Here is a 21,761-nt window from a genome sequence, read left to right as displayed (position 1 = left end):
AAAAGCCCGTCATTGTGAAGGGCTTTTTTATTTTAGTGTGTTTTATCTTTGATTCATTGTTCTGTAACGGCTATACCGGTTGGAACGGCTTGATCAGTATTGTTGCTATCGGATTCGTCGTTAGCTAATTGATCTTGCGGTATGAAGATATTGACGGCGTGCAATCCTTTGGGACCCTGGATGATATCATAGGTGACGACCTGGCCAGCTTTCAGGGTTTTATAACCATCCATCTTGATGGAAGAGTAGTGAACGAAGAGGTCTTCCCCATTACTGCCTTCCCCTAGGACAAACCCGTACCCTTTAGCATTATTAAACCACTTTACTGTACCTGTCGGCATCCTTCAGTCCCTCTATTCACTGCTTGTTATTTCTTTTGAGTGGATGTTTTTGTTCGTTTTTAGTTGTATGAAACCGCGTCCATGGGTTAAAACAAGTGTTAGACATGCCATCAATGCTGTCAAGTATTCGTCAGCCAGCATGGTACTATAGCGGTTAAGGAAACACTTCATCTGGCATTATGTTGACAACGCATTTCATGAGTAGCATTGAACGAATTCTACTATCCTTAGAGAAAGAAAATCATGAGTATGATGATGAGGGTAGTGTTGCCGTAGCCCCGGTGAAGCCGAAGCTTGCACCCCCGCCGATGTACAAGGTCATACTGGTTAATGATGACTACACCCCGATGGACTTCGTGATCGAAGTTCTGGAATCCTTCTTCAACTTGTCCAGGGAAAAGGCGACACAAGTTATGTTGACAGTACATACTCAAGGACAGGCAGTATGCGGCGTCTACACAAAAGATATTGCCGAAACCAAGGCCGAGCAGGTCAATCGTTTTTCGCGGGAGCATCAGCACCCACTGCTTTGCAAAATCGAAAAAAACAGTTGAACAGCGTTGGTCGGGTACGAATATGCTCAACAAAGATCTAGAACAGACACTGAACAGCGCATTCAAGGAAGCCAGAACAAAGCGTCATGAGTTCATGACGGTTGAGCACCTGCTTCTTGCGCTTATTGACAACAAGTCAGCCAATGATGTCCTGGAAGCGTGTGGCGCAAATCTGGAAAAGCTTCGCAATGATCTTTCCCATTTTGTTGATTCAACCACGCCACTGATCCCAGGTAACGACGATGAACGGGAAACCCAGCCAACATTGGGTTTTCAGCGCGTTCTACAGAGGGCAGTCTTTCATGTCCAGAGCTCCGGCAAGAAAGAAGTGACTGGCGCGAATGTTCTGGTTGCGATTTTTAGCGAACAGGAAAGCCAAGCCGTTTATTTCCTGAAACAGCAGGAAATTGTTCGTATTGATGTAGTCAACTACATTGCTCACGGTATTTCTAAAGTACCTGGCCATCAGAGTCAGGACATGGAAGGGCATGAACTGCAGGAAGATTCATCAACCAGCGATGATGCAGCTGGCAGCAAGCCTCTAGAAGCGTATACAACCAACCTCAATGAACTGGCCATGAAAGGTAAGATTGATCCCTTGGTTGGCCGAGATAGTGAGCTTGAGAGGGTTGGTCAAATATTGAGTCGTCGACGTAAAAATAATCCGTTACTGGTCGGTGAGGCAGGTGTTGGTAAGACAGCCATCGCGGAAGGGTTGGCCAAAAAAATTGTTGATGGAGAAGTGCCAGATATTCTTGCGGATTCAACTGTCTACTCACTGGATATGGGAGCCTTACTTGCAGGAACCAAATACCGTGGAGACTTTGAAAAACGCTTCAAGCATCTACTGTCAGAGTTGAAAAAAACGGAAGGTGCCATCCTGTTTATTGATGAGATTCACACGATTATCGGAGCCGGTGCTGCATCCGGTGGTGTGATGGATGCATCGAACCTGCTTAAACCTCTGCTGACAAGTGGTGACTTGCGCTGCATAGGTTCAACAACGTTCCAGGAGTTCCGGGGCATTTTTGAAAAAGACAGAGCGCTGGCTCGCCGTTTCCAGAAAGTGGATATCGAAGAACCGGATGTAGACGACACCTACACGATTTTGCTGGGACTGAAGAAGAAGTTTGAAGAACACCACAAGATTAAGTACAAGAATGAAGCGCTGCGAGCTGCAGCCGAATTGGCTGAACGCTATATCAATGACAGACATATGCCTGACAAAGCCATTGATGTCATTGATGAAGCGGGTGCCTATCAACGGCTTCAGAAGGAAAGCAAACGTAAGAAGAGTATCGGAATTGACGAGATCGAATCCATTGTCGCCAAAATGGCGCGGATACCACCTAAATCCGTATCCTCTTCAGATAAAGAGCTTCTGGAGAAGCTCCCCAGAAATATGCGGCTCACCATCTTTGGCCAAGATGAATCCATTGATGCACTGACAACCAATATACGGCTTTCCCGTGCAGGTTTGAAAGCACCAGAAAAACCGGTGGGCTGCTTCTTGTTCGCAGGACCTACCGGTGTCGGTAAAACCGAAGTCTGTCGTCAGCTTGCGAAGTCGTTGGGTATTGAGCTGGTGAGATTTGACATGTCAGAATACATGGAATCTCATACTGTATCCCGTTTGATCGGTGCGCCGCCAGGTTATGTTGGGTTTGACCAGGGTGGCCTGTTAACTGAAGCGATTAACAAAACGCCACACTGCGTGCTGTTGCTGGATGAAATTGAAAAAGGCCATCCGGATGTGTTTAATTTGCTCCTGCAGGTTATGGACCATGGCACCTTAACGGATAACAATGGCCGCAAGGCTGACTTCCGTAATGTCATTCTCATTATGACAACCAATGCCGGCGCAGAGAATATGAGCCGAAGCTCCATTGGTTTCACGACGCAAGACCATTCAGTCGATGGCGGTGATGCGATCAAGAAGACCTTCACGCCAGAGTTCAGAAACCGTCTTGATTCCGTCATACAGTTTAAGCCGCTGAGCCCGGAGGTCATCACACATGTCGTTGATAAACAACTGACAGAGCTGCAATCACAGCTGGATGACAAAAAGGTTCAACTTGAGGTGAATGATGATGTTCGCAAGTGGTTGGCTGAGAGAGGTTATGACCGTCTGATGGGCGCACGCCCAATGGCTCGTCTCATCCAGGATCAACTCAAGAAGCCTATGGCCGAAGCAATTTTGTTCGGTGATTTGGTGAAGGGTGGCACACTGAAAGTCAGCTTGAAGGATGATGAGCTGGTTTTTGAAACAGAGCCTGCCTGAAGACTTTTCACGCTCATTTTCTCAGGGAGGGGACACCCTCCCTGCGAAAAGACTCTCAATCAACGCGCACGGTAAACGATACGCCCCTTGGTCAGATCGTATGGGGTCAGCTCTACGCGAACTTTGTCACCGGTTAGAATACGGATGTAATTCTTGCGCATTTTTCCGGAAATATGGGCTGTAATTACGTGGCCGTTTTCCAGCTCTACACGGAACATTGTGTTGGGTAGGGTGTCAACAATGACACCTTCCATTTCAAACGAGTCTTCTTTTGCCATTCGGCGTCTTCCTCAGTGAATGAAAAGTCTTCGATGAGATCGTAAATTGGCGTGCATTCTGCCCTAAAACCCTTTCTGAATCAAAGCCAACGGTGTCATGGGTGCTGCCAAACACCGTTAATATAACGCTCTTGTGGGGTATAGGATGATTTGTATGCCATTTTAGAACAATTCTGTATCCAGTACCCGAGATACAGATAGCGCTGTTGAGCAGAAAAACTTTCTTCAATCTGCCACAGAATGCAAAAAGTACCAAGACTTCGAGCACTTTCGTCAGGATCAAAAAAGGTATAAATGGCAGACAGCCCATTGGGCAATTGATCAGCAACCGCTACAGCAATCAGTCTCTTACCTTTTCTAAACTCATAAAATCGTGTGAAGCCATCATCCTGGCATAGAAAATCTAAAAACTGCCTGGGGGAGGGGGGGAACATATCACCATCCGCATGTCGTTCCCGGATATAGCGACGGTAAAGACGATAACGCTCTCGGGTAAACTCTGGCGCATTGCAATGTACTGAAAGATCCTGGTTTTTGTTCCAGATTCGTCGCTGCCCTTTACTACGTTTGAACACTTTGACTAATACTCTCACAGGGGTGCATGCAGTACAGGTTTCACAATAGGGACGATAAAAATGAGAGCCACTGCGCCTGAAACCATTATCTGCCAACAAACCAGATAGCTGCTGATCAATAGAGGCATCAGGGTCAAGGAACAGTGTTGTCGCCTGTTGATCCGTCAGATAGCTGCAATTATGTGCAGGGGTAGCAAAAAAACGTAATTGTTGTTCTTGACTCATAATGACTTTGAGAACAGTGTGTCTGTGGTGAGTGTTCTAGTAGAAACACGGGTTAATGATTGAATACGCTCTATGAAAGATTTACGTGATACCAGGTGAGCACCGAGGCTTTCCAAGTGAGGCGTGTGAACCTGGCAATCAACGACATCAAACAGTTCGGTTTGCAAGAGTGTAATAAATGCAAGCTTCGAGGTATTGGATTCCCGACTGAACATGGATTCACCAAAAAACACGCGTCCCATTGCTATACCATACAGTCCGCCAACCAGTGATCCATCCAACCACACCTCAATAGAATGCGCATAACCCGCCTTGTGAAAATCAATATAGGCTGACTGCATATCATCTGTAATCCAGGTACCTTCATGCGCCTGCCGGATCTCGGCACAGGCCTGAATCACTTGCGCGAAAGCGCGGTTTGCCGTGAGTTGGAATCGTTCCTCATTACGCTGCTGACGCAACAGTTTACGCATGCTTTTCGATACCCGAAGTGTTTCTGGCGTCAATATCATCCTGGGATCAGGCGACCACCATAAAATCGGCTGGCCATCGCTGAACCAGGGGAAAATGCCTTGTCGGTATGCATTTGCGAGGGTATCCACGGACAGATTGCCACCGGCACACAATAAACCATCCGGTTCCTTCAACGCTTGCTCAACAGGAGGGAATTCAGGATTCAGGTTATCCAGCCACGGGATCATGAACAGCACACTCTGATGTGATTTCTCCCTATACGATACCGTGTTACACCAAGGTCCCGTCAAGTCTGTCAGGCTTCGGTCATTACCCATTATGTTTGATAAAAAGCGAAGCTATGATGGCACCCTTTTTCTCGCTGCGGCCATCCCGGGCCCGCAATTCAATGAGCCAATCCCCAGGATAACCAGGCTCTCCTGTTTCTTAAACAGTCACAAATTCTAGCCAGGAGGCATCCGAGCATGGAGTTGTTGACCTTCATTGTTGAAAATCTGAACCTGATCGCCGTGCGGACTGCCGAACATATCGCACTGGTTGGCGTAGCCGTTGGGCTGGCGATCATTACCGGTGTGCCGATTGGCATCGCCATCACACAGAACCAGCGGGCGGCTAATGCGGTGCTGTACCTGGCGTCTGTGATCATCACGATCCCTTCCATTGCACTCTTTGGTGTGATGATGCCGGTACTGTCACTGTTCGGGCAGGGGATCGGGTATGTCCCTGCGGTCATTGCTGTGCTGTTGTACTCACAGCTGCCCATCATTCGCAATACCTATACCGCCATTAACAATGTCGATCCGGCACTCAGGGAAGCGGCCAAAGGGATCGGCATGACAACCTTTCAGCGTCTTGCCCGGGTGGAAATCCCGTTGGCAACCCCTGTCATCATGGCCGGTGTCCGTACAGCTGTTGTCATGAATATCGGGGTGATGGCGATCGCAACGTATATCGGCGCCGGCGGACTGGGCACGTTTATCAGCCGGGGAATCACCATGACCGACCCACGCCAGCTGATCACCGGCGCGCTGGCTGTCAGTTTACTGGCCATTGTCGTGGATTACGGGTTACTGCGCCTTGAGCGCCGACTGACACCGCCAGGCCTGCTGAAAGCCGCCTGACGTCCTGACAGATTCTCACGCTTACAACGCTACACTCTCCAGACAATATGATTAGAACAGACAAACTCACAAAGATTTTTGATACCTGCGAAGGCACCGTCACTGCAGCCGACCAGATTTGCATGGAAGTACCGGAAGGGGAGATCTGTGTCCTTCTGGGGCCATCCGGCTGTGGAAAAACCACGACGCTGAAGATGATCAACCGCATCATTGATCCCACCTCAGGGAAGGTGTTCATCAACGGTGAAGACACAACCGATCTCGACACCGTCACACTGCGTCGCCAGATTGGTTACGTCATTCAGCAGACCGGTCTGTTTCCGAACATGACCATTGAGGAAAATATCTGTGTCGTCCCCAAAATGCTGGGTTGGGCGCCGGATAAAATGGCGGAGCGGGCAAAGGAGCTGCTCGACTTGGTTGGCTTGGATCCCCGGGTATTCATGCAGCGCTACCCCAATGAACTCTCCGGAGGTCAACAGCAGCGGGTTGGTGTGATCCGGGCACTGGCAGCCAATCCACCGGTCATGTTGATGGACGAACCCTTTGGTGCCATTGACCCAATAAACCGGGAAATCATTCAGGATGAGTTTCTGCGCATGCAGCAGGAACTGAAAAAAACCGTCCTGTTTGTCAGTCACGATATTGATGAAGCCGTCAAAATGGCGGATCGCATTGCCATTTTCCGTGGCGGCAAGCTGGTTCAGTTTGATACGCCGGATCATATCCTGGCCCACCCCGCCAACAAGTTTGTGGCTGACTTTGTCGGTGATGACCGCACATTGAAGCGCTTGCAGCTGGTCAGGGTGGATGAAGTTATGGAGACACGTCCTGCCTCAGTTACCCCGCAGGATTCCATCCAGCATGCCATTGAGGTGATGGAAGATCGTGGACATGGCTGTGTAGTACTGGTGAACGAGCAGGAAGCCCCCATTGGTATTGTGGAGCGGAAGATGGTTGAAGGCCTGAAAGGCACCTGTGGTGAACATCACGAAGGCCTCAAGGCAGTGATTTCCGTTGATGACAACCTCCGCAAAGTGGCGTCCCTGCTATACAAACATGATGCTACCTGGCTGCCCTGTGTTGATGAGATGGGACGATTTCGGGGGGAGATCACCCAGCGGGGTATCACTCACCATCTGGGTATGACTTATCGGAACGGAGGTTAACGGATGAAGCGGAGACCTCTGGAAAGAGTAGGGCGGGTGGCGCTGCTACTGGCCGTCTTTGCGTTGGGGGTAGCCTGTCAGCGTACCGGCTTGCTCGATGATATCCTTTATTACACCGACGATATTCTGTACCTGAGTCAGCAACATTTGCTGCTGACGTTGTTTTCAGGCGGCATGGCCATTCTTGCGGGTGTTCCTTTGGGCATCTGGTTAAGTCGTCCGGCAAAGCGTGCCCAGGCACAAACCTGGATGCAAGTGTTAAATATTGGGGGCACGGTACCCACACTGGCCTTGCTTGCACTGTCCATGAGTTTTCTCGGCATTGGGGCCAAGCCTGCGGTATTTGGTCTTTTTGTGGCGACATTGCTACCCATTGTTCGTAATACCTGGTCAGGGCTGATGGATGTTCCTCCCCACCTGATTGAGGCAGCGGAAGGAATCGGCATGTCACCCATGCAGGTTCTGCTGCGTGTTGAGGTGCCCAACGCCCTGTTTGTCATTTATGCCGGTATCCGCACGGCACTCTCTATCAATATCGGCACCGTGCCTCTTGCATTTCTGATTGGCGGTGGCGGACTGGGTGAATTGATCTTTACCGGTATTGATCTCTATGAGCCCGGCATGATGCTGGCCGGAGCGATCCCTACGGCGCTTCTCGCCGTACTGGTTGATATGTTCATGACGTCAGTCACCTATATCACGGTGCCAAGAGGCGTCAATCCACTGCGGGCCTGATGCAAATCAGGCCTGATCTCTAACAATTCCTATCCGGAAGGAGTTTTGATGCTCAGACAAGTTGTGGGCCTGATTGCCATTCTTTTTTCCCTGAATGTATTTGCCAATGGTGATGAGATTGTTGTGGGGGGCAAAGGCTATACCGAACAGCGATTGCTGGCAGAGATGACCACCCAATACCTGAAAGCGAATGGGTTCGACGTTGACAAAAAAGTCGGTCTTGGCAGCGCCGTGTTACGACAGGCACTTGAAAACCAGCAGATCAGTTTGAACTGGGATTATGTTTCCACGGGCTTGCGCAACTACCACAAAGTCAACGACAAGCTGGATGCCGAAACCGCCTACCAGACACTGAGAACACTGGATGCGAAAAACGGCATTGAGTGGCTGACGCCATCCAAAGCGAACAACACGTACGCCATTGCCATGCGTGAAGAAGATGCTGAGAGACTCAACATCCGGACGATCAGCGATTTGGTGAGCGCATTGAAGTCGGGTGAAAAACTGGTGATGGCCACTAACGTTGAGTTTTACGCCCGCAAACAGGACGGTTTACCCGCTCTTCAGAAAACGTATCAGTTCAAGGTGCCTCGTTCTGCCATTCGTCGCATGGATAGCGGCCTGGTGTATAGTGCTCTACAGAAAGGGCAGGTTGATTTTGCCTCTGTCTTTGCAACGGATGGTCGTATCAAGGCTTTCGGTTTCCGTGTACTGGAAGATGATCAGAACTTCTTTATGTCCTATGCGATTACACCCGTGGTACGCTCGGAAGTTCTGGAACAGAATCCGGGCCTGGAAACCTTGCTCAATACACTGGCTGGTCAGCTCAATGATGCGGTCATGGTTGATTTGAATTCAAGAATCGATGTTGACCGGCAATCCGTAGAACAGGTTGTAACCGATTTTCTGAATGAAAGGCAACTGATCTAATGGGTCAATAATGGTACTAAAGAAGGAGTGAGGGCACTCATTCCTTCTTTTTTATCAGTATGTTAGAGAATGTTTTTGAAGTGTTCCAGTGACTCAGGATTGATCAAGGCATCGGTATTCTTAACGCTTTCCCCGTTAATGGTTGCCTTCACCGCCAGTTCACTGAGTTTACCACTGACCGTTCTGGGCAGGTCTGCCACCTGTAAAATTTTGGCAGGCACATGGCGGGGTGTGGTATTGGCCCGAATCGTTTTCCTGATATGGGCTTCTAATGATTCATCCAGCATCTGGTTATCTGTCAGACGCACAAACAGAATCACCTTTTCATCGCCATCCTCCAGATGGCCCACGGCAAGGCTTTCCTGAATTTCCGAAATCTTTTCAACCTGACGATAGATCTCTGCCGTACCAATACGGACACCACCGGGATTGAGTACCGCATCAGAGCGCCCGAAAATAATCACGCCATCTTCTTCAGTTAATTCACCGTAATCACCGTGCGCCCAGAGTCCCGGGTTGGCTTCAAAATAGGCCTTCCGATATTTTTTGCCGTCAGGATCATTCCAGAAACTCACCGGCATCGAAGGGAAACTGTTTCTGCAAACCAGCTCACCTTTTTGTCCTTTTACATTCTCACCGTGGCGGTTGATGAAGTGAACATCCATGCCTAATCCACGACACTGCAGTTGCCCTTTGTAGACAGGACGAACAGGACAGCCCAGGGCAAAACAGGAAACAATATCCGTACCCCCGGAAATCGAAGCAAGGTTAATGTCAAGTGAAATGGCATCGTAAACAAAATCGAAACTCTCATGCAGCAGGGGGGAGCCCGTCGATAGCATACGTTTCAATGCGGAGAGGTTGTGATGGTCAGCCGGTCGATACCCCGCTTTTTCAAGTGCAGAGATATACCGTGCACTGGTGCCAAATACCGTGACCTGTTCTTCTTCAATGATTCGCCACAAGGCATCGGGGCCCGGATAAAAGGGAGAGCCATCGTAAAGCACCACTGTTGCGCCAGTCATCAGGGCACTGGTTTGCCAGTTCCACATCATCCAGCCACAGGTGGTGAAATAAAACAGAATATCGCTATTCCCAAGGTCCGTGTGAAGACTCAACTCTTTGGCATGCTGGAGCAGGGTGCCACCATGGCCATGCACGATACACTTGGGCGCCCCTGTCGTACCGGAAGAATACAAAATGTAGAGCGGGTGGCTGAAGGCAACCGGTTCAAAATGAAGGCAATCCGCATCGTTATCAATAAAGGTGCCATAGGGCATAAACCCCGCCGCAGTGATGGCATCCGTTTGACCATTTAGGAAAGGAATGACCACAATGTTCTGCAGGGAAGGCATTGCCTCTTCAAGGGCTTTCAGTCGTTCCAGCGTATCAATGGTTTTGGCGTTGTAGAAATACCCATCTGCTGCAACCAGTAATTTGGGATTGATCTGACCAAACCGGTCAAGCACGCCATTGAAACCAAAGTCCGGGGAACAGGATGACCAGATCCCTCCGAGGCTGGTTGTCGCCAGCATCATGACAACGGTTTCGATGCAATTTGGCATCAGGCCAGCCACACGGTCACCTTTTTCTATGCCCGCATTTTTTAGCGCTTCAGCAACACGGGCGACCTGCAGGTAAAGCTCCGCATGGCTGATGGCTTGGCGTTCACCATCTTCACGACAAAACACCAGGGCCGATTTTTCATCCCTGCTGCGCAGCAGGTGTTCGGCATAGTTCAGGGTGGCTCCCTCGAACCATCGGGTATCAGGCAATGCTTTAGCATCAGTAAACACCTGCTGGGCGGGCCGGGAAAATTGAATATTCTGGTACTCCACGAGAAATGACCAGAATTCAGGACTGTTAGCCACACTCCATTGATACAACGTGTCATAACATTTGTGATTTGTACCAAAGCGCTCATTTACGGCTAACATGAAACGCCACAGCGCTGAAACGTGAACCTGTTCGTCAGTGGGAGACCAGAGAGGGGTGTTCATTGTCATTATCGTCCGTTCCTGTGTCTGGTATGGCTGGGACATCAGGGTTTTATAGGCTGTAATGCGGCTGCGACTTTTGAGTGATTAGGCTGCCCAAGATGGCTGCAGACATAATGGTTGGCACGCAGCAAGGCATTGATATCCACACCGGTTTCAATACCCAGACCGTTCAGCATATAAAGCACATCTTCCGTCGCGACATTTCCGGAGGCTCCCCGGGCATAAGGGCAGCCACCTAAGCCTGCAATGGCGCTGTCGATGACGGCGACTCCTTCCTGCAACACGGCATACAAATTGGCCAGTGCCTGGCCATAAGTGTCGTGAAAATGTGCCGCCAGGGCAGAGAGTGGCACCTGCTTGCTGACGGTTCTGATCAACTGGCGGGCGTTTTCCGGGGTACCAACACCAATCGTGTCACCCAGCGAAAGCTCATAGCAACCCAGATCCATCAGGGATTTGCTGACCGCTGCCACTCGCTCAGGATCAATCTGTCCTTCATAAGGGCACCCCAACGTGCAGGACACATAACCACGTACCCTGAGGTTATGCTGTTCAGCTATAGGCATTAATGCAGCAATACGCTCCAGGCTTTCTTCTACAGAGCAGTTGATGTTTTTCTGAGTAAACTGGTCAGACGCAGCGGTGAATACCGCGATATCCTTAACGCCTGCGTCAATGGCATCTTCAAGCCCCTTCACGTTAGGCACCAGGGCGAAGTAGCGTACCGCCGTGTTGGCTGCCAGCCCCTTGAAAACCTGATCGGTATCAGCCAACTGGGGAATGCGCGAGGGTGAAACAAAACTCCCGGCCTCAATCTGGCTGAGACCGGCGTTACTGAGCAGCTCGATAAAAGCAATTCGTTCAGCAGGCGTCAGGGTATGGGGCTGGTTTTGCAGTCCATCCCGGGGGCCGACCTCAACGAGGGTGACTTTTTCGGGCAGATTCATGAAGCAGATTCCTCGGTCATGGCCAGCAGGGGTACGCCTTCTTCAACAAGGTCGCCATGGTTATAGAATACATCAGCAATTTCACCGGCGCGGGGAGCCCGGATGGTATGCTCCATTTTCATGGCTTCCATCACAAGCAGGGGCGCATCAGCAAGCACCTGGTCACCGGGTTTGACCTGAACGGAAACAATGGTGCCATTCATCGGGGCATTGAATCCGGAATCCGTTTCTTCAAGGACATCGTAATCCGGTGTCGATAGGGTGAGTGTCAGAGAATCCGAGATAATGGTGAGCAAATCCTGGTGTTCCACAATGGAAAACAGGCCATGCCGTTTGCCTTCCGACAAAACACTATTGTTTGTATAGCTTATTCCATCGATAACAAGGGTTTCGCCGTTTACCTGGCAGTGATAGTTTTGTCCGTTTGGTGTCACCTGAACATCGACCATTTCATTGTTACAGGCAAATCGAAACTGGCTGACCACAGGCAGGTTCATCCGCCAGCCTTGTCCAGCCAACCAGGGACTGGTGGCTTGTTGCTGTGTCGTCTGATGTAAACGCCAGAGTGCCGCAATCGCCAGCGACTGCAGACGCTCAACTTCCGGCTCATCAATCAGCGACGCCTTATTTTGTTCAATCAGGCCGGTACTGAAATTCACTGAACAGAATTGCGGATTATTCAATACCCGTATGAGGAAATCCCGATTGGTGGCGACACCGGCAATCCGGGTCTCCTGAAGTGCAGCGCGCATGCCGGCAATTGCCTGATCGCGACTGCCACCCCAGACCACCAGTTTTGCCAGCATCGGATCGTAATACGGAGAAACCTGATCACCTGCACGAATCCCGGTTTCTACACGCAAGTGATCCGATTCTTCCGGGAAGGCCAAGTAGTCAATATTGCCGGTTGCCGGCATAAAACCCTGCGCCACCTGCTCAGCATATAGGCGAATCTCAACGGCATGTCCGTTTTCACTGACCTGCTGCTGCGACAACGGCAACGCCTGCCCATCCGCAACACGAAGTTGCCATTCCACCAGGTCTTGTCCGGTGATCATTTCCGTGACCGGGTGTTCAACCTGCAGGCGGGTATTCATTTCCATGAAATAAAATTGCCCGTCATTATCGAGAAGAAACTCAACTGTACCTGCACCGGTATACCCGATGGCCTGGCCCGCTGCGACCGCAGCCGTGCCCATGGCGATACGGGTTTTGTCCGTGAGGCCGGGGGCAGGGGCTTCCTCCACCACTTTCTGGTGGCGTCGTTGCACAGAGCAGTCACGGTCTGCCAGGTAGATGCCTGAGCCGGCATTATCAAAGAAGATCTGCACCTCAACATGCCTGGGGGCGGGCAGGTATTTTTCCAGCAACAACGTATCGTCAGCAAAGGATTTCAGGGCTTCACGCCGGGCGCCACTAAGTGCCTCTGCAAATGCCGCTTCCTGTTCGACGACCCGCATACCTTTACCACCACCGCCGGCCGACGCCTTCAACATAACAGGGAAGCCGATGGAGCGAGCAGCATCCAGCAGCTTGTCATCCTGTTGGTCATGACCGTGAAATCCCGGCAGCAAAGGAACGCCAGCCGTTTCCATCAAACGTTTGGCTTCAATCTTGGAACCCATGGCGTCGATAGCGCTGGGTGGCGGGCCAATCCATTTCAGCCCGGCATCGACAACCGCCCGGGCAAAACCGGCATTTTCCGATAAAAACCCATAGCCTGGGTGAATGGCATCGGCTCCGGATGCTTTCGCAGCCGCCAGAATCGCCGGAATATTGAGATAACTGTCCGTCGCAGGAGCCGGGCCGACGCAGTAAGCTTCATCCGCGCTGGCTACGTGAAGTGCCTGTTGATCGGGATCGGAATAGATGGCAACCGTACCCAGTCCCAGCCGTTTGGCCGTTTTGAAAATACGGCAGGCGATCTCACCGCGGTTGGCAACCAGGAGTTTGGTAATGCTTTGAATGCCGTGACTCATGGCTGCTCCTTGATCCAGGCTGGGCGTCGTTTTTCCAGAAAAGCCTGCAGGCCTTCCTGTCCTTCGTCAGAGGTTCTTATCCGGGCAATCCGAGCACTGGTGTCAGCAATCAGTTGCTCATCCAGTGCCTGACTGGATACAGCCTGAATCAGTGACTTACAGGCCGCCATGGCCGATGGTCCATTATTGAGCACGCGTGTAATGAGGTTTTCCGCAACGGCCTCAAGGTCATCATCAATGGCATGTGCCAGGCCAAGCTGACAGGCCTGAGAAGCATCAATCACTTCTGCGGTCAGCATGTAGCGTCGTGCTGAACGTTCACCGATGGCGCGAATGACATAAGGGCTGATCACCGCCGGAATCAGGCCAATTTTGACTTCACTGAGACAGAAGCTGGCATCAGAAGCACAGAAAGCCATGTCACTGGCCGCAATAATGCCAAGCGAACCACCGTAAGCGGCACCGTTGACAAGGCTAATGACAGGGCAGGGGAAGGTATCAATACGCTGCATCAGACTGGCCAGTGCCTTGGCGTCTGACAGGTTGTCCTCGAGCGAAAGAGAGGCGGTGCGCTTCATCCAGCCTAAGTCAGCACCGGCTGAGAAGTTACCACCTGCCGCGTCGATGATTAAAACGCGTACAGCCCCGTCCGTGAGCCACTGATCCAATTGATGATTGATTGCATCAATCATGCGGTCATCGAACGCGTTGCGCTTCTCTGGACGATTAAAGGTCAAGCGTGCAACACCGCGCTTGTCCAGAGTATGCAGAATCGTCTTTTCGGAATCACTCATAGACTTCCCCCTTACATCCTGAACAGGCCAAAACGGGTTTCTTCAGCCGGGGCATTCATTGATGCACTGATCGACAGCCCCAGTACCTGCCGGGTATCTGCCGGGTCAATGATGCCGTCATCCCAAAGGCGGGCACTGGCGTAGAAGGGGCAGCCCTGACGGTCATAGTCTGCAATGACTGATGATCGATACTCCTGCTCATCCTGTTCCGCCCACTCTTGTCCCTGCTTTTCCAGGGAGGCACGGCGCACCATGGAGAGCACACCCGCCGCCTGTTCACCACCCATGACTGATATGCGGGCATTGGGCCAGCTCCAGAGGAAGCGAGGGTCATAGGCACGGCCACACATCCCGTAATTGCCCGCCCCGAAGCTGCCACCGATCAGAACGGTAAATTTTGGCACCGCGGCACAAGCCACAGCCGTCACCAGCTTGGCGCCATGCTTGGCTATACCGCCAGCTTCATAGCGCGAACCAACCATGAAACCGGTGATGTTTTGCAGGAATACCAGAGGAATATTGCGCTGACAGCAGAGCTCAATAAAATGGGCACCTTTTTGGGCGGACTCTGAAAAGAGAATGCCGTTATTTGCCAGTATACCGACCGTATGCCCCCAGATTTTGGCAAAACCACAGACCAGTGTTTTGCCAAACAGGGCTTTGAATTCATCCAATTCAGAATCATCCACGATACGGGCGATAACTTCCCGAACGTCATACGGGGTCTTAAGGCTTGCCGGAACGACGCCATATATTTCATTCGGGGAATAGCGTGGTGGTGCAATATCTCTGGCAGCTGGTGTCTGGCGGGGAGGGCGGTTGAGCCTGGCCACGCACTGACGTGCAAGCTGCAGCGCATGATGATCATCGTGCGCATAATGATCCACGACGCCAGAGGTTCGTGCATGAACCTCTGCGCCACCCAGATCCTCGGCACTGATCGTTTCTCCGGTGGCCGCTTTGACGAGGGGAGGCCCTGCCAGAAAAATCGTCCCCTGTTGCTTGACGATAATGCTTTCATCCGACATGGCGGGCACATAAGCGCCTCCGGCCGTACAAGACCCCATAACAACAGCGATCTGGGCAATGCCTTTGGCAGACATGCGTGCCTGATTGAAAAAGATGCGGCCAAAGTGCTCACGATCCGGAAAAACGTCATCCTGACGGGGCAGGTTGGCACCGCCCGAGTCCACCAGGTAGATACAGGGGAGATGATTCTGCTCAGCAATCGTCTGTGCCCTGAGGTGCTTTTTGACTGTCAGCGGATAGTAGCTGCCGCCTTTCACCGTGGCATCATTCGCCACAATCATGCATTCCTGCCCACTGACACGACCAATGCCAGCGACGGCGCCAGCGGCCGGCACGGATTCATCGTAGACATCCAGGGCAGCAAACTGACCCACTTCCAGAAAGGCCGAACCAGAATCCAGAAGAGTGTTGATACGGTCACGTACCAGTAGTTTCCCTCGGCGGGTGTGTCGTAATCGGGCCTGTCCACCACCGCCGTCACTGATGATGGATGCCTTCTGTTTGAGATCCGACACCAAGTCCGCCATCGCCCGATAATTGGACTGAAATGTCTCTGAACCTGTGTTTACCTGACTTTTGATAACCCCCATGACCGACAGCCCTCAAGCGCTTTCACGGAACAGTTCACGTCCGATCAGCATCCGCCGTATTTCTGATGTGCCGGCGCCGATCTCGTAGAGTTTGGCATCACGCAGGTAGCGGCCTACGGGATATTCATTGATATACCCGTTGCCGCCCAGAATCTGGATCGCTTCAAGTGCCATCTGAGTGGCTTTCTCTGCACAGTAGAGAATGACACCGGCGGCATCTTTACGTGTTGCTTCGCCACGGTCACAGGCTTTGGCGACTGTATAGAGATAAGCCCGGCAGGCGCTGAGTCCAGTGTACATATCCGCCAACTTACCCTGAATAAGTTGGAATTCACCGATAGGCTGGTCAAACTGCTTACGATCATGGACATAGGGAATCACCGCATCCAGGCAGGCTTGCATAATTCCGACAGGGCCACCACTGAGAACGACCCGTTCGTAATCCAGCCCGCTCATGAGGACCCGAACCCCACCATTTTCAACGCCCAGGATATTTTCAGCCGGTACTTCGCAATCTTCGAAGACCAGCTCACAGGTGTTTGAACCGCGCATACCCAGCTTGTCGAGCTTTTGCGCCTGGGAAAAGCCATTGAAATCACGCTCAACAATGAATGCGGTGATACCCTTGGCATCTTTTTCCGGTGCCGTCTTGGCATAGACAACATAGGTATTGGCATCCGGACCGTTGGTGATCCACATTTTATTGCCATTGAGGATGTAACGGTCGCCACGCTTCTCGGCACGCAGACGCATGCTGACCACATCAGAACCCGCACCGGGCTCACTCATGGCCAGCGCACCGATGTGTTCACCCGAAATCAGTTTGGGAAGGTATGTATTCTTCTGTTCTTCTGTGCCATTAAGCTTGATCTGGTTGACACAGAGATTGGAGTGAGCGCCGTAACTTAACCCTATGGATGCCGAGGCTCGGCTGATCTCTTCCATGGCAATGACATGGGCGAGATAGCCCATATTGCTGCCTCCCCACTGCTCTGGCACAGTGACGCCAAGCAGTCCCATGTCACCGAATTTTTTCCAAAGATGGGCAGGGAAGAGGTTGTCACGATCCACATCCGCAGCAATGGGGGCAATTTCCCGGGCTGCAAACTGCTGCACTTGCGCGCGCAGCATCTCCGTCGTTTCATCAAGACCAAAGTTCAAACTGCTAACCGGGGTAACCATGACGCCTCCTGTTGAGGTTTTGACCGTGTTATGACGGCTATTCTTATTGTTCAGATGCTGTTTCTGTTTCAATCACATGCATTAAAGCCTGACGGCAGCGCTGTTCTGCCTCGTCCAGTTCATGTTGCATGATCTGGATATCATGTAGTTGCTGTTCCAGCGCAGCGCGGTGTTCTGCGATTTTGTTCAGCATGACACGGAGCTGTTTTTCATTCCCACTGTGTGGATCGTAGAGCTCAAACAGTTCTTTTGATTCATCGAGGCTGAAACCAAGTCGTTTACCTCTCAGGATCAGTTTAAGCCGAACCCGGTCACCATGGGTATAAATACGATTCTGCCCCTGACGCTCCGGCGCCAAAAGGCCATGTTCTTCATAAAAACGTATCGCCCGGGTGGTGATATCAAATTCTTTTGCCAGTTCGGAAATGGTGTAGGTTTGGCTCATACATGATGTCAAAAGCGTTTAATGAATTGTTATCTGTTTGCAGGACAACATAGCTTACCTTTACGTTAACGTAAAGCTTGATGCATTTTCTATGTATCAGAGCATAAACTCAAGCTACCTCAGATGCCGTTCAAGGCGGCTTCTGAGGTTCCATTTATTTAAACGTTAAATTCTGCCCAGACCGGGGCATGATCGGATGGCTTTTCCATGGCTCTGATATCGTAATCAATACCCGCCGCTGTAAGCGATTGATTCATGGGAGCTGTAGCGAGTATCCCATCAATTCTCAGTCCACGTTTGGGCTCCCGCTCAAAGCCTTTAGAGCGATAGTCAAACCAGCTGAATTGATCATCAATATCAGGATGACAAAGGCGGAAGGTATCGCTTAATCCCCATGCCAGCAGGGATTGAAACCATTCACGTTCTTCGGGAAGAAAGCTGCACTTTCCCGTTCTGAGCCATCGCTTGGCATTATCTGCACCAATACCGATATCTTTGTCTTCCGGTGAAATATTGAAATCACCCATAATGAGCAAAGGGTGATCCGGTTCATAGGCGTCTTTCAGTAACGCCATAAGATCCTGATAAAAACGACGCTTATTAGAGAATTTAACAGGATGCTCCCGACTTTCTCCCTGCGGGAAATAGCCATTAATAATGGAGATTTTCTGCCCTTCATCCGTCGTAATATCTGCGATGATCAGGCGTGTTTGGGCATCCGGTTCATCGGATGGGAAGCCTTTTACCACCTGAGAGGGTGCCTGCCGGGTCAGGAGCGCTACACCATAATGGGTTTTCTGGCCATGGAAAGCCGCTTGATAACCCAGCGCCTCAATATCTGCCACTGGAAACTCTTTGTCGGATACTTTGGTTTCCTGTATGCCGATCACGTCAGGGTGATGCTTATCAATGACGGCCTGGAGTTGATGGAGACGACTTCTGATACTGTTTGTGTTAAACGAAACGACTTTCATCACCCATTTCCTGAGTCTGCATAAAAAAGTAGGGCAACTATACTGGATCACACCCGTGTGTTCATTGCCTTGACTGGTCGATGATCAATGAGCATGTTATCTTGAAGTGGACGCCAACCGGACGGCGCCAGCAAAAACAATAAAAAGATACTGGTTAAGCAGGAGCTTCGACATGAGTGATTTTAATACCGCAGAAGCGGATGCGTCTGATGACACGCGTACACTCTATCTGGACGGCAGCTTCAGTCGCCAGATCCGTTCATTGCTCTACCATACTTACCGTGATGATCCTGTCTATCAATCCCTCTTTGAATCAGGGCGCACGGGCTATGATCAGCGTATCAGGGCCTGCACACGAGAGCTGGCCTCAGGGTATTTTTCTGAGAATTTCCCTGTGGTGGGGGTTGTCAGAAATGATCGATTGATTGCAACAGCGTTTGTCGCCAAATCATCCGGTGATACGGCGTTTGCCGACCGCTTCTTCTGGCGCTGCAAAATGATTTTGACTGTTGGCTATGGGGGTACTGAGAAATATCTGGCCTTTTTGAAAAGCATCAATGGATTACTGCCAGAAGGGAGCCATTATTATCTTCCGCTGATCGGCGTACATCCGGACTTCCAGCATCAGGGGCATGGTCGACACTTACTGGATGCCGTTCATAACCTTTGTGGTCTGGACCAGCAATCACAGGGGGTTGGCTTAAATACCTCAAATCCGGAAATGCTGCCTTTTTTTGAATCTATGGGGTATCAGCAGATGGGTCAATTCACTGTTAGTGATGGGGCCACAGAAACCGTCATGTTTAGATATAAATAATATTTATTTAACATAATATAGATTATGCGCACCATTAGCAGTTACAACACAGTCATATATAGAAATGGATCCTTTACATTACCCGGTGGTATTCACTGCAAACACCGTAAGAATTAACGCTATGAAACAGAATCGAATAAATTTCCAGAAAATTATAGCGTTCAATTTGCAAAGACAGCAGATGTCTGCCTACTATTTATTCAAAAGATACGTGCTGTGGAGTCACTGAATACGTTGATAGTGATGACGTGGTGCCTCTTTTTACCTGTCTAAACGACAAGGTGAATGTACTACACTGAAGCGGTAACGGATAACCAAGAGGATAAAACGAACCATGACCCTTAATGGCCTGATTAAGCTGACCACATTTCTGCAGGAACCTCCTCTGACCATTATCCAGTGGCAGATACTCTTGGTTGTTGCGGAAAACCCTGGTGAAACCATTACAGACCTTGTCAATGACGGCAAGCTGGACTGCGGCACACCCAGCGATATTGCGGTCAGCGTAAAACGTCTGGGTGAAGGCCGCCATGATCGTCCTGGGCTCGGTCTCCTTAAAAAACAGCAACACGAAGATGACGGCCGTTATTTCCGGCTTTCTCTCAGCCCTAAAGGTAAAAAGCTGGTCGACAAGCTCAAGCAAAAGCTGCGCAACATTAAGTAAACCGACCATGCTGTATCGGTTTACTTCTGAAAAAGCAGCTAAGTATTTTGTTTTTTTGTTGAACTTTTAGTCTTGGAGGCTGCCTCAAGACCATCAGTGTAGGCCTGAAGCCTGATAACTTCCTTTTCCAGGGATTCATTGGTTTTTTGAAGTTTTTCAAACGCTTCAAGTTTTTTATCAACGGCCTGAAGTGATTGCTTCAGCTCTTGATTTTTCGTTACATATGATTCAAGGGATTTAGCGTCATCCTGAAGGTTTTTAATAGACGCCATCAGATCGTTTGGCTTGTCCAGCATCAACGAAATTGCCTCTGCGACTGTTACCTGTTGCTCAAATTGCTTCATACGCTGAAGCAGCTCTGTAGATTCGTCTTTCGCCTTTTCAAGTGAACTGTCAAGGCGATTCACATCAAGGCGGGTGTCAATCAGCTCGCGTTCGACTTTAACCTGTTTTTCTCGCTCTCGCTCCAACTGCTTTCTGAGGCGCTCATTTTCTCGACGTTCGTTATCTACCACAGATAACCAGTGGTTCAGTAGTTTCTGATTCGCCTCATCAAGGCGTTTTTCTTGCTCCTGAAGCGCCCGCTCTTTACCGTTTTCACTAGCCACTAACCTGCTCTCGGCGGTTTCCAGCTGCCTCACTGAAAGGTTTAATTGCGTAGCAATATCCTTCAATTGCGAAAGCTGTTCTGCGTTTTCTTTTTGAAGTAGTAACTTCTCACTACTTAATGATTGGTTCTGCGCTTCAAGCGATTTGATCTTATCCATTAACCCCTTTTTTTCCTTCTCGAGCTCATTCATGGCAGCAGTGAATGCTTGATGTTGATCCTCAATCCGCTCTTCAAGGTCTAACAGTTGGGTTGATTGCCTGTGCTTATCGCGGGCCAATTCACGTTTGAGTGCGCGGACTAATTCCTCCGACAGCTCAACACCTTCGCTATCTCCAAGGATCTCCAGTTCCTGCCACTCTCGATAAAGCGGTAGGACGGTCTGCTTGCCCATGTTGACCACAGCAGCCAACTTTTGCGCAGTAATCTTCTCCCCAGTCTCTTTCATTGCATCCAACGCACCGAACACCTTGGTTCTGCGCAATGAATTCCTATCTTGTGACATTTAAAGCACCTATAATACCGGTATTACAATACTGGTATTATAGGTATCAATCTGCAATTAACAACAGTTTATAAGTACCGGTAATATTAATTACCGGTACTTATATGATTTAAGATGCCATTTCTGAGATGTCACAAGCACAAGCAGCTCAAAAAGCACAATGGATAGTCATCCAGATTCATGCCGCAGTGGAAATGGACAAATATCCGCCTCAGCCATAAAGTCAATTGCACACCACGACCTTCCCTGCAAATATCCATGCAGCCACATACTTAGCCCATTGGCACACTATGTAGCCCTACCTCAACCACTAAGAGAAATGACGGGTGGAACTCGAAGAGATTTACAGGAGAGATTTGAATTTACTGGTCGCACTGACAGTACTATTAGAGGAAAACAGTGTGAGCCATGCTGCAATCAGGCTAAACCTGAGCCAGTCAGCAATGAGCCGAATTCTGGGGCGCTTGCATATTCTGGTTTACTTGAACACCGATTCTGGTCTACTTGAACACCCCCGTCACCTTACGTATTGGCGAGCCTGATTT

General features: G+C 50.2%; 22 protein-coding genes. 9 read left to right on the top strand and 13 right to left on the bottom strand.

Annotation, left to right across the window (positions count from 1 at the left end; all coding sequences use genetic code 11):
- Positions 1 to 53: 53 nt before the first annotated feature.
- On the bottom strand, positions 54 to 341 hold the full coding sequence (locus tag ABD892_RS18920) for a cold shock domain-containing protein (protein WP_345197606.1): 288 nt from the start codon (positions 339 to 341) through the stop codon (positions 54 to 56).
- Positions 342 to 538: 197 nt separating this feature from the next.
- On the opposite strand from ABD892_RS18920, the gene clpS reads away from it, so the two are divergent.
- Entirely contained in the window at positions 539 to 895 is a 357-nt protein-coding gene (gene clpS, locus ABD892_RS18915) for an ATP-dependent Clp protease adapter ClpS (protein WP_345197605.1), read from the top strand.
- A gap of 22 nt (positions 896 to 917) precedes the next feature.
- Complete coding sequence (gene clpA, locus ABD892_RS18910) at positions 918 to 3,176, top strand: ATP-dependent Clp protease ATP-binding subunit ClpA (RefSeq protein WP_345197604.1); 2,259 nt, start codon at positions 918 to 920, stop codon at positions 3,174 to 3,176.
- Between the two features lie 59 nt (positions 3,177 to 3,235).
- Here clpA and infA read toward each other — a convergent pair whose 3' ends face one another.
- From infA to aat, 3 genes are all read right to left on the bottom strand, one after another.
- On the bottom strand, positions 3,236 to 3,454 hold the full coding sequence (gene infA / locus ABD892_RS18905; RefSeq protein ID WP_211828490.1) for a translation initiation factor IF-1: 219 nt from the start codon (positions 3,452 to 3,454) through the stop codon (positions 3,236 to 3,238).
- Positions 3,455 to 3,549: 95 nt separating this feature from the next.
- Positions 3,550 to 4,254, bottom strand: a complete 705-nt coding sequence (locus tag ABD892_RS18900; RefSeq protein ID WP_345197603.1) for an arginyltransferase — start codon at positions 4,252 to 4,254, stop codon at positions 3,550 to 3,552.
- Positions 4,251 to 4,955 carry a leucyl/phenylalanyl-tRNA--protein transferase gene (gene aat / locus ABD892_RS18895; RefSeq protein ID WP_345197602.1) on the bottom strand — a complete coding sequence of 235 codons (705 nt, stop codon included), beginning with the start codon at positions 4,953 to 4,955 and terminating at the stop codon, positions 4,251 to 4,253. Before aat ends, ABD892_RS18900 begins: the two co-directional genes overlap by 4 nt.
- A gap of 237 nt (positions 4,956 to 5,192) precedes the next feature.
- Between aat and ABD892_RS18890 the strand changes: the two genes are divergently transcribed.
- From ABD892_RS18890 to ABD892_RS18875, 4 genes are read left to right on the top strand one after another with little or no spacing between them, the layout of a single operon-like run.
- Positions 5,193 to 5,849: an ABC transporter permease gene (locus ABD892_RS18890; protein ID WP_345197601.1), complete on the top strand. Its 657-nt coding sequence runs from the start codon at positions 5,193 to 5,195 to the stop codon at positions 5,847 to 5,849.
- Positions 5,850 to 5,896: 47 nt separating this feature from the next.
- On the top strand, positions 5,897 to 7,018 hold the full coding sequence (locus ABD892_RS18885; RefSeq protein ID WP_345197600.1) for an ABC transporter ATP-binding protein: 1,122 nt from the start codon (positions 5,897 to 5,899) through the stop codon (positions 7,016 to 7,018).
- A 3-nt stretch (positions 7,019 to 7,021) separates the two neighbouring features.
- Complete coding sequence (locus ABD892_RS18880; protein ID WP_345197599.1) at positions 7,022 to 7,753, top strand: ABC transporter permease; 732 nt, start codon at positions 7,022 to 7,024, stop codon at positions 7,751 to 7,753.
- Between the two features lie 48 nt (positions 7,754 to 7,801).
- Complete coding sequence (locus ABD892_RS18875) at positions 7,802 to 8,683, top strand: glycine betaine ABC transporter substrate-binding protein (protein WP_345197598.1); 882 nt, start codon at positions 7,802 to 7,804, stop codon at positions 8,681 to 8,683.
- 62 nt (positions 8,684 to 8,745) lie between these two features.
- Here the strand turns inward: ABD892_RS18875 and ABD892_RS18870 are convergent, their stop codons facing one another.
- From ABD892_RS18870 to xthA, 8 genes are all read right to left on the bottom strand, one after another.
- Complete coding sequence (locus ABD892_RS18870; protein WP_345197597.1) at positions 8,746 to 10,689, bottom strand: acetoacetate--CoA ligase; 1,944 nt, start codon at positions 10,687 to 10,689, stop codon at positions 8,746 to 8,748.
- 35 nt (positions 10,690 to 10,724) lie between these two features.
- Entirely contained in the window at positions 10,725 to 11,630 is a 906-nt protein-coding gene (locus ABD892_RS18865) for a hydroxymethylglutaryl-CoA lyase (protein WP_345197596.1), read from the bottom strand.
- Positions 11,627 to 13,609 carry an ATP-binding protein gene (locus tag ABD892_RS18860; protein ID WP_345197595.1) on the bottom strand — a complete coding sequence of 661 codons (1,983 nt, stop codon included), beginning with the start codon at positions 13,607 to 13,609 and terminating at the stop codon, positions 11,627 to 11,629. Before ABD892_RS18860 ends, ABD892_RS18865 begins: the two co-directional genes overlap by 4 nt.
- Positions 13,606 to 14,403, bottom strand: a complete 798-nt coding sequence (locus ABD892_RS18855; RefSeq protein ID WP_345197594.1) for an enoyl-CoA hydratase-related protein — start codon at positions 14,401 to 14,403, stop codon at positions 13,606 to 13,608. Before ABD892_RS18855 ends, ABD892_RS18860 begins: the two co-directional genes overlap by 4 nt.
- A gap of 11 nt (positions 14,404 to 14,414) precedes the next feature.
- Positions 14,415 to 16,022, bottom strand: a complete 1,608-nt coding sequence (locus ABD892_RS18850; protein WP_345197593.1) for a carboxyl transferase domain-containing protein — start codon at positions 16,020 to 16,022, stop codon at positions 14,415 to 14,417.
- 12 nt (positions 16,023 to 16,034) lie between these two features.
- A complete protein-coding gene (locus tag ABD892_RS18845) occupies positions 16,035 to 17,204 on the bottom strand; it encodes an isovaleryl-CoA dehydrogenase (RefSeq protein WP_345197592.1) in 1,170 nt (389 codons plus the stop codon).
- A 43-nt stretch (positions 17,205 to 17,247) separates the two neighbouring features.
- Positions 17,248 to 17,649, bottom strand: coding sequence for a MerR family transcriptional regulator (locus ABD892_RS18840; protein ID WP_345197591.1), 402 nt, complete (start codon positions 17,647 to 17,649; stop codon positions 17,248 to 17,250).
- A 158-nt stretch (positions 17,650 to 17,807) separates the two neighbouring features.
- Entirely contained in the window at positions 17,808 to 18,623 is an 816-nt protein-coding gene (xthA, locus tag ABD892_RS18835; protein WP_345197590.1) for an exodeoxyribonuclease III, read from the bottom strand.
- Between the two features lie 172 nt (positions 18,624 to 18,795).
- Between xthA and ABD892_RS18830 the strand changes: the two genes are divergently transcribed.
- Together ABD892_RS18830 and ABD892_RS18825 are read left to right on the top strand one after the other, a co-directional pair.
- Positions 18,796 to 19,440: a GNAT family N-acetyltransferase gene (locus ABD892_RS18830; RefSeq protein ID WP_345197589.1), complete on the top strand. Its 645-nt coding sequence runs from the start codon at positions 18,796 to 18,798 to the stop codon at positions 19,438 to 19,440.
- Positions 19,441 to 19,774: 334 nt separating this feature from the next.
- Positions 19,775 to 20,104, top strand: a complete 330-nt coding sequence (locus ABD892_RS18825; RefSeq protein ID WP_345197588.1) for a MarR family winged helix-turn-helix transcriptional regulator — start codon at positions 19,775 to 19,777, stop codon at positions 20,102 to 20,104.
- 38 nt (positions 20,105 to 20,142) lie between these two features.
- Here ABD892_RS18825 and ABD892_RS18820 read toward each other — a convergent pair whose 3' ends face one another.
- Positions 20,143 to 21,216: a DNA-binding protein gene (locus ABD892_RS18820; RefSeq protein WP_345197587.1), complete on the bottom strand. Its 1,074-nt coding sequence runs from the start codon at positions 21,214 to 21,216 to the stop codon at positions 20,143 to 20,145.
- Between the two features lie 326 nt (positions 21,217 to 21,542).
- Between ABD892_RS18820 and ABD892_RS18815 the strand changes: the two genes are divergently transcribed.
- Positions 21,543 to 21,758 (top strand): LysR family transcriptional regulator, encoded by a 216-nt coding sequence (locus ABD892_RS18815; RefSeq protein ID WP_345197586.1) that lies wholly within the window; start codon positions 21,543 to 21,545, stop codon positions 21,756 to 21,758.
- The last annotated feature ends 3 nt before the right edge of the window (positions 21,759 to 21,761 follow it).

The organism is Kistimonas scapharcae (genome assembly GCF_039540975.1).
GTDB lineage: Bacteria > Pseudomonadota > Gammaproteobacteria > Pseudomonadales > Endozoicomonadaceae > Kistimonas > Kistimonas scapharcae.
The sequence above is the reverse complement of the archived record's forward strand: the minus strand, read 5'-3'. Positions and strand labels throughout refer to the sequence as shown.

What these genes read in the sequence shown, in the direction of transcription:
- ABD892_RS18845 (WP_345197592.1), bottom strand. Translation starts at nt 17,204, where the DNA reads ATGGTTACCCCGGTTAGCAGTTTGAACTTTGGTCTTGATGAAACGACG.
- ABD892_RS18840 (WP_345197591.1), bottom strand. Translation starts at nt 17,649, where the DNA reads ATGAGCCAAACCTACACCATTTCCGAACTGGCAAAAGAATTTGATATC.
- ABD892_RS18825 (WP_345197588.1), top strand. Translation starts at nt 19,775, where the DNA reads ATGACCCTTAATGGCCTGATTAAGCTGACCACATTTCTGCAGGAACCT.
- ABD892_RS18880 (WP_345197599.1), top strand. Translation starts at nt 7,022, where the DNA reads ATGAAGCGGAGACCTCTGGAAAGAGTAGGGCGGGTGGCGCTGCTACTG.
- ABD892_RS18820 (WP_345197587.1), bottom strand. Translation starts at nt 21,216, where the DNA reads ATGTCACAAGATAGGAATTCATTGCGCAGAACCAAGGTGTTCGGTGCG.
- clpS (WP_345197605.1), top strand. Translation starts at nt 539, where the DNA reads ATGAGTAGCATTGAACGAATTCTACTATCCTTAGAGAAAGAAAATCAT.
- ABD892_RS18865 (WP_345197596.1), bottom strand. Translation starts at nt 11,630, where the DNA reads ATGAATCTGCCCGAAAAAGTCACCCTCGTTGAGGTCGGCCCCCGGGAT.
- clpA (WP_345197604.1), top strand. Translation starts at nt 918, where the DNA reads ATGCTCAACAAAGATCTAGAACAGACACTGAACAGCGCATTCAAGGAA.
- ABD892_RS18920 (WP_345197606.1), bottom strand. Translation starts at nt 341, where the DNA reads ATGCCGACAGGTACAGTAAAGTGGTTTAATAATGCTAAAGGGTACGGG.
- ABD892_RS18900 (WP_345197603.1), bottom strand. Translation starts at nt 4,254, where the DNA reads ATGAGTCAAGAACAACAATTACGTTTTTTTGCTACCCCTGCACATAAT.
- ABD892_RS18855 (WP_345197594.1), bottom strand. Translation starts at nt 14,403, where the DNA reads ATGAGTGATTCCGAAAAGACGATTCTGCATACTCTGGACAAGCGCGGT.
- infA (WP_211828490.1), bottom strand. Translation starts at nt 3,454, where the DNA reads ATGGCAAAAGAAGACTCGTTTGAAATGGAAGGTGTCATTGTTGACACC.
- xthA (WP_345197590.1), bottom strand. Translation starts at nt 18,623, where the DNA reads ATGAAAGTCGTTTCGTTTAACACAAACAGTATCAGAAGTCGTCTCCAT.
- ABD892_RS18885 (WP_345197600.1), top strand. Translation starts at nt 5,897, where the DNA reads ATGATTAGAACAGACAAACTCACAAAGATTTTTGATACCTGCGAAGGC.
- ABD892_RS18850 (WP_345197593.1), bottom strand. Translation starts at nt 16,022, where the DNA reads ATGGGGGTTATCAAAAGTCAGGTAAACACAGGTTCAGAGACATTTCAG.
- ABD892_RS18890 (WP_345197601.1), top strand. Translation starts at nt 5,193, where the DNA reads ATGGAGTTGTTGACCTTCATTGTTGAAAATCTGAACCTGATCGCCGTG.
- ABD892_RS18870 (WP_345197597.1), bottom strand. Translation starts at nt 10,689, where the DNA reads ATGACAATGAACACCCCTCTCTGGTCTCCCACTGACGAACAGGTTCAC.
- ABD892_RS18875 (WP_345197598.1), top strand. Translation starts at nt 7,802, where the DNA reads ATGCTCAGACAAGTTGTGGGCCTGATTGCCATTCTTTTTTCCCTGAAT.
- ABD892_RS18860 (WP_345197595.1), bottom strand. Translation starts at nt 13,609, where the DNA reads ATGAGTCACGGCATTCAAAGCATTACCAAACTCCTGGTTGCCAACCGC.
- aat (WP_345197602.1), bottom strand. Translation starts at nt 4,955, where the DNA reads ATGATCCCGTGGCTGGATAACCTGAATCCTGAATTCCCTCCTGTTGAG.
- ABD892_RS18830 (WP_345197589.1), top strand. Translation starts at nt 18,796, where the DNA reads ATGAGTGATTTTAATACCGCAGAAGCGGATGCGTCTGATGACACGCGT.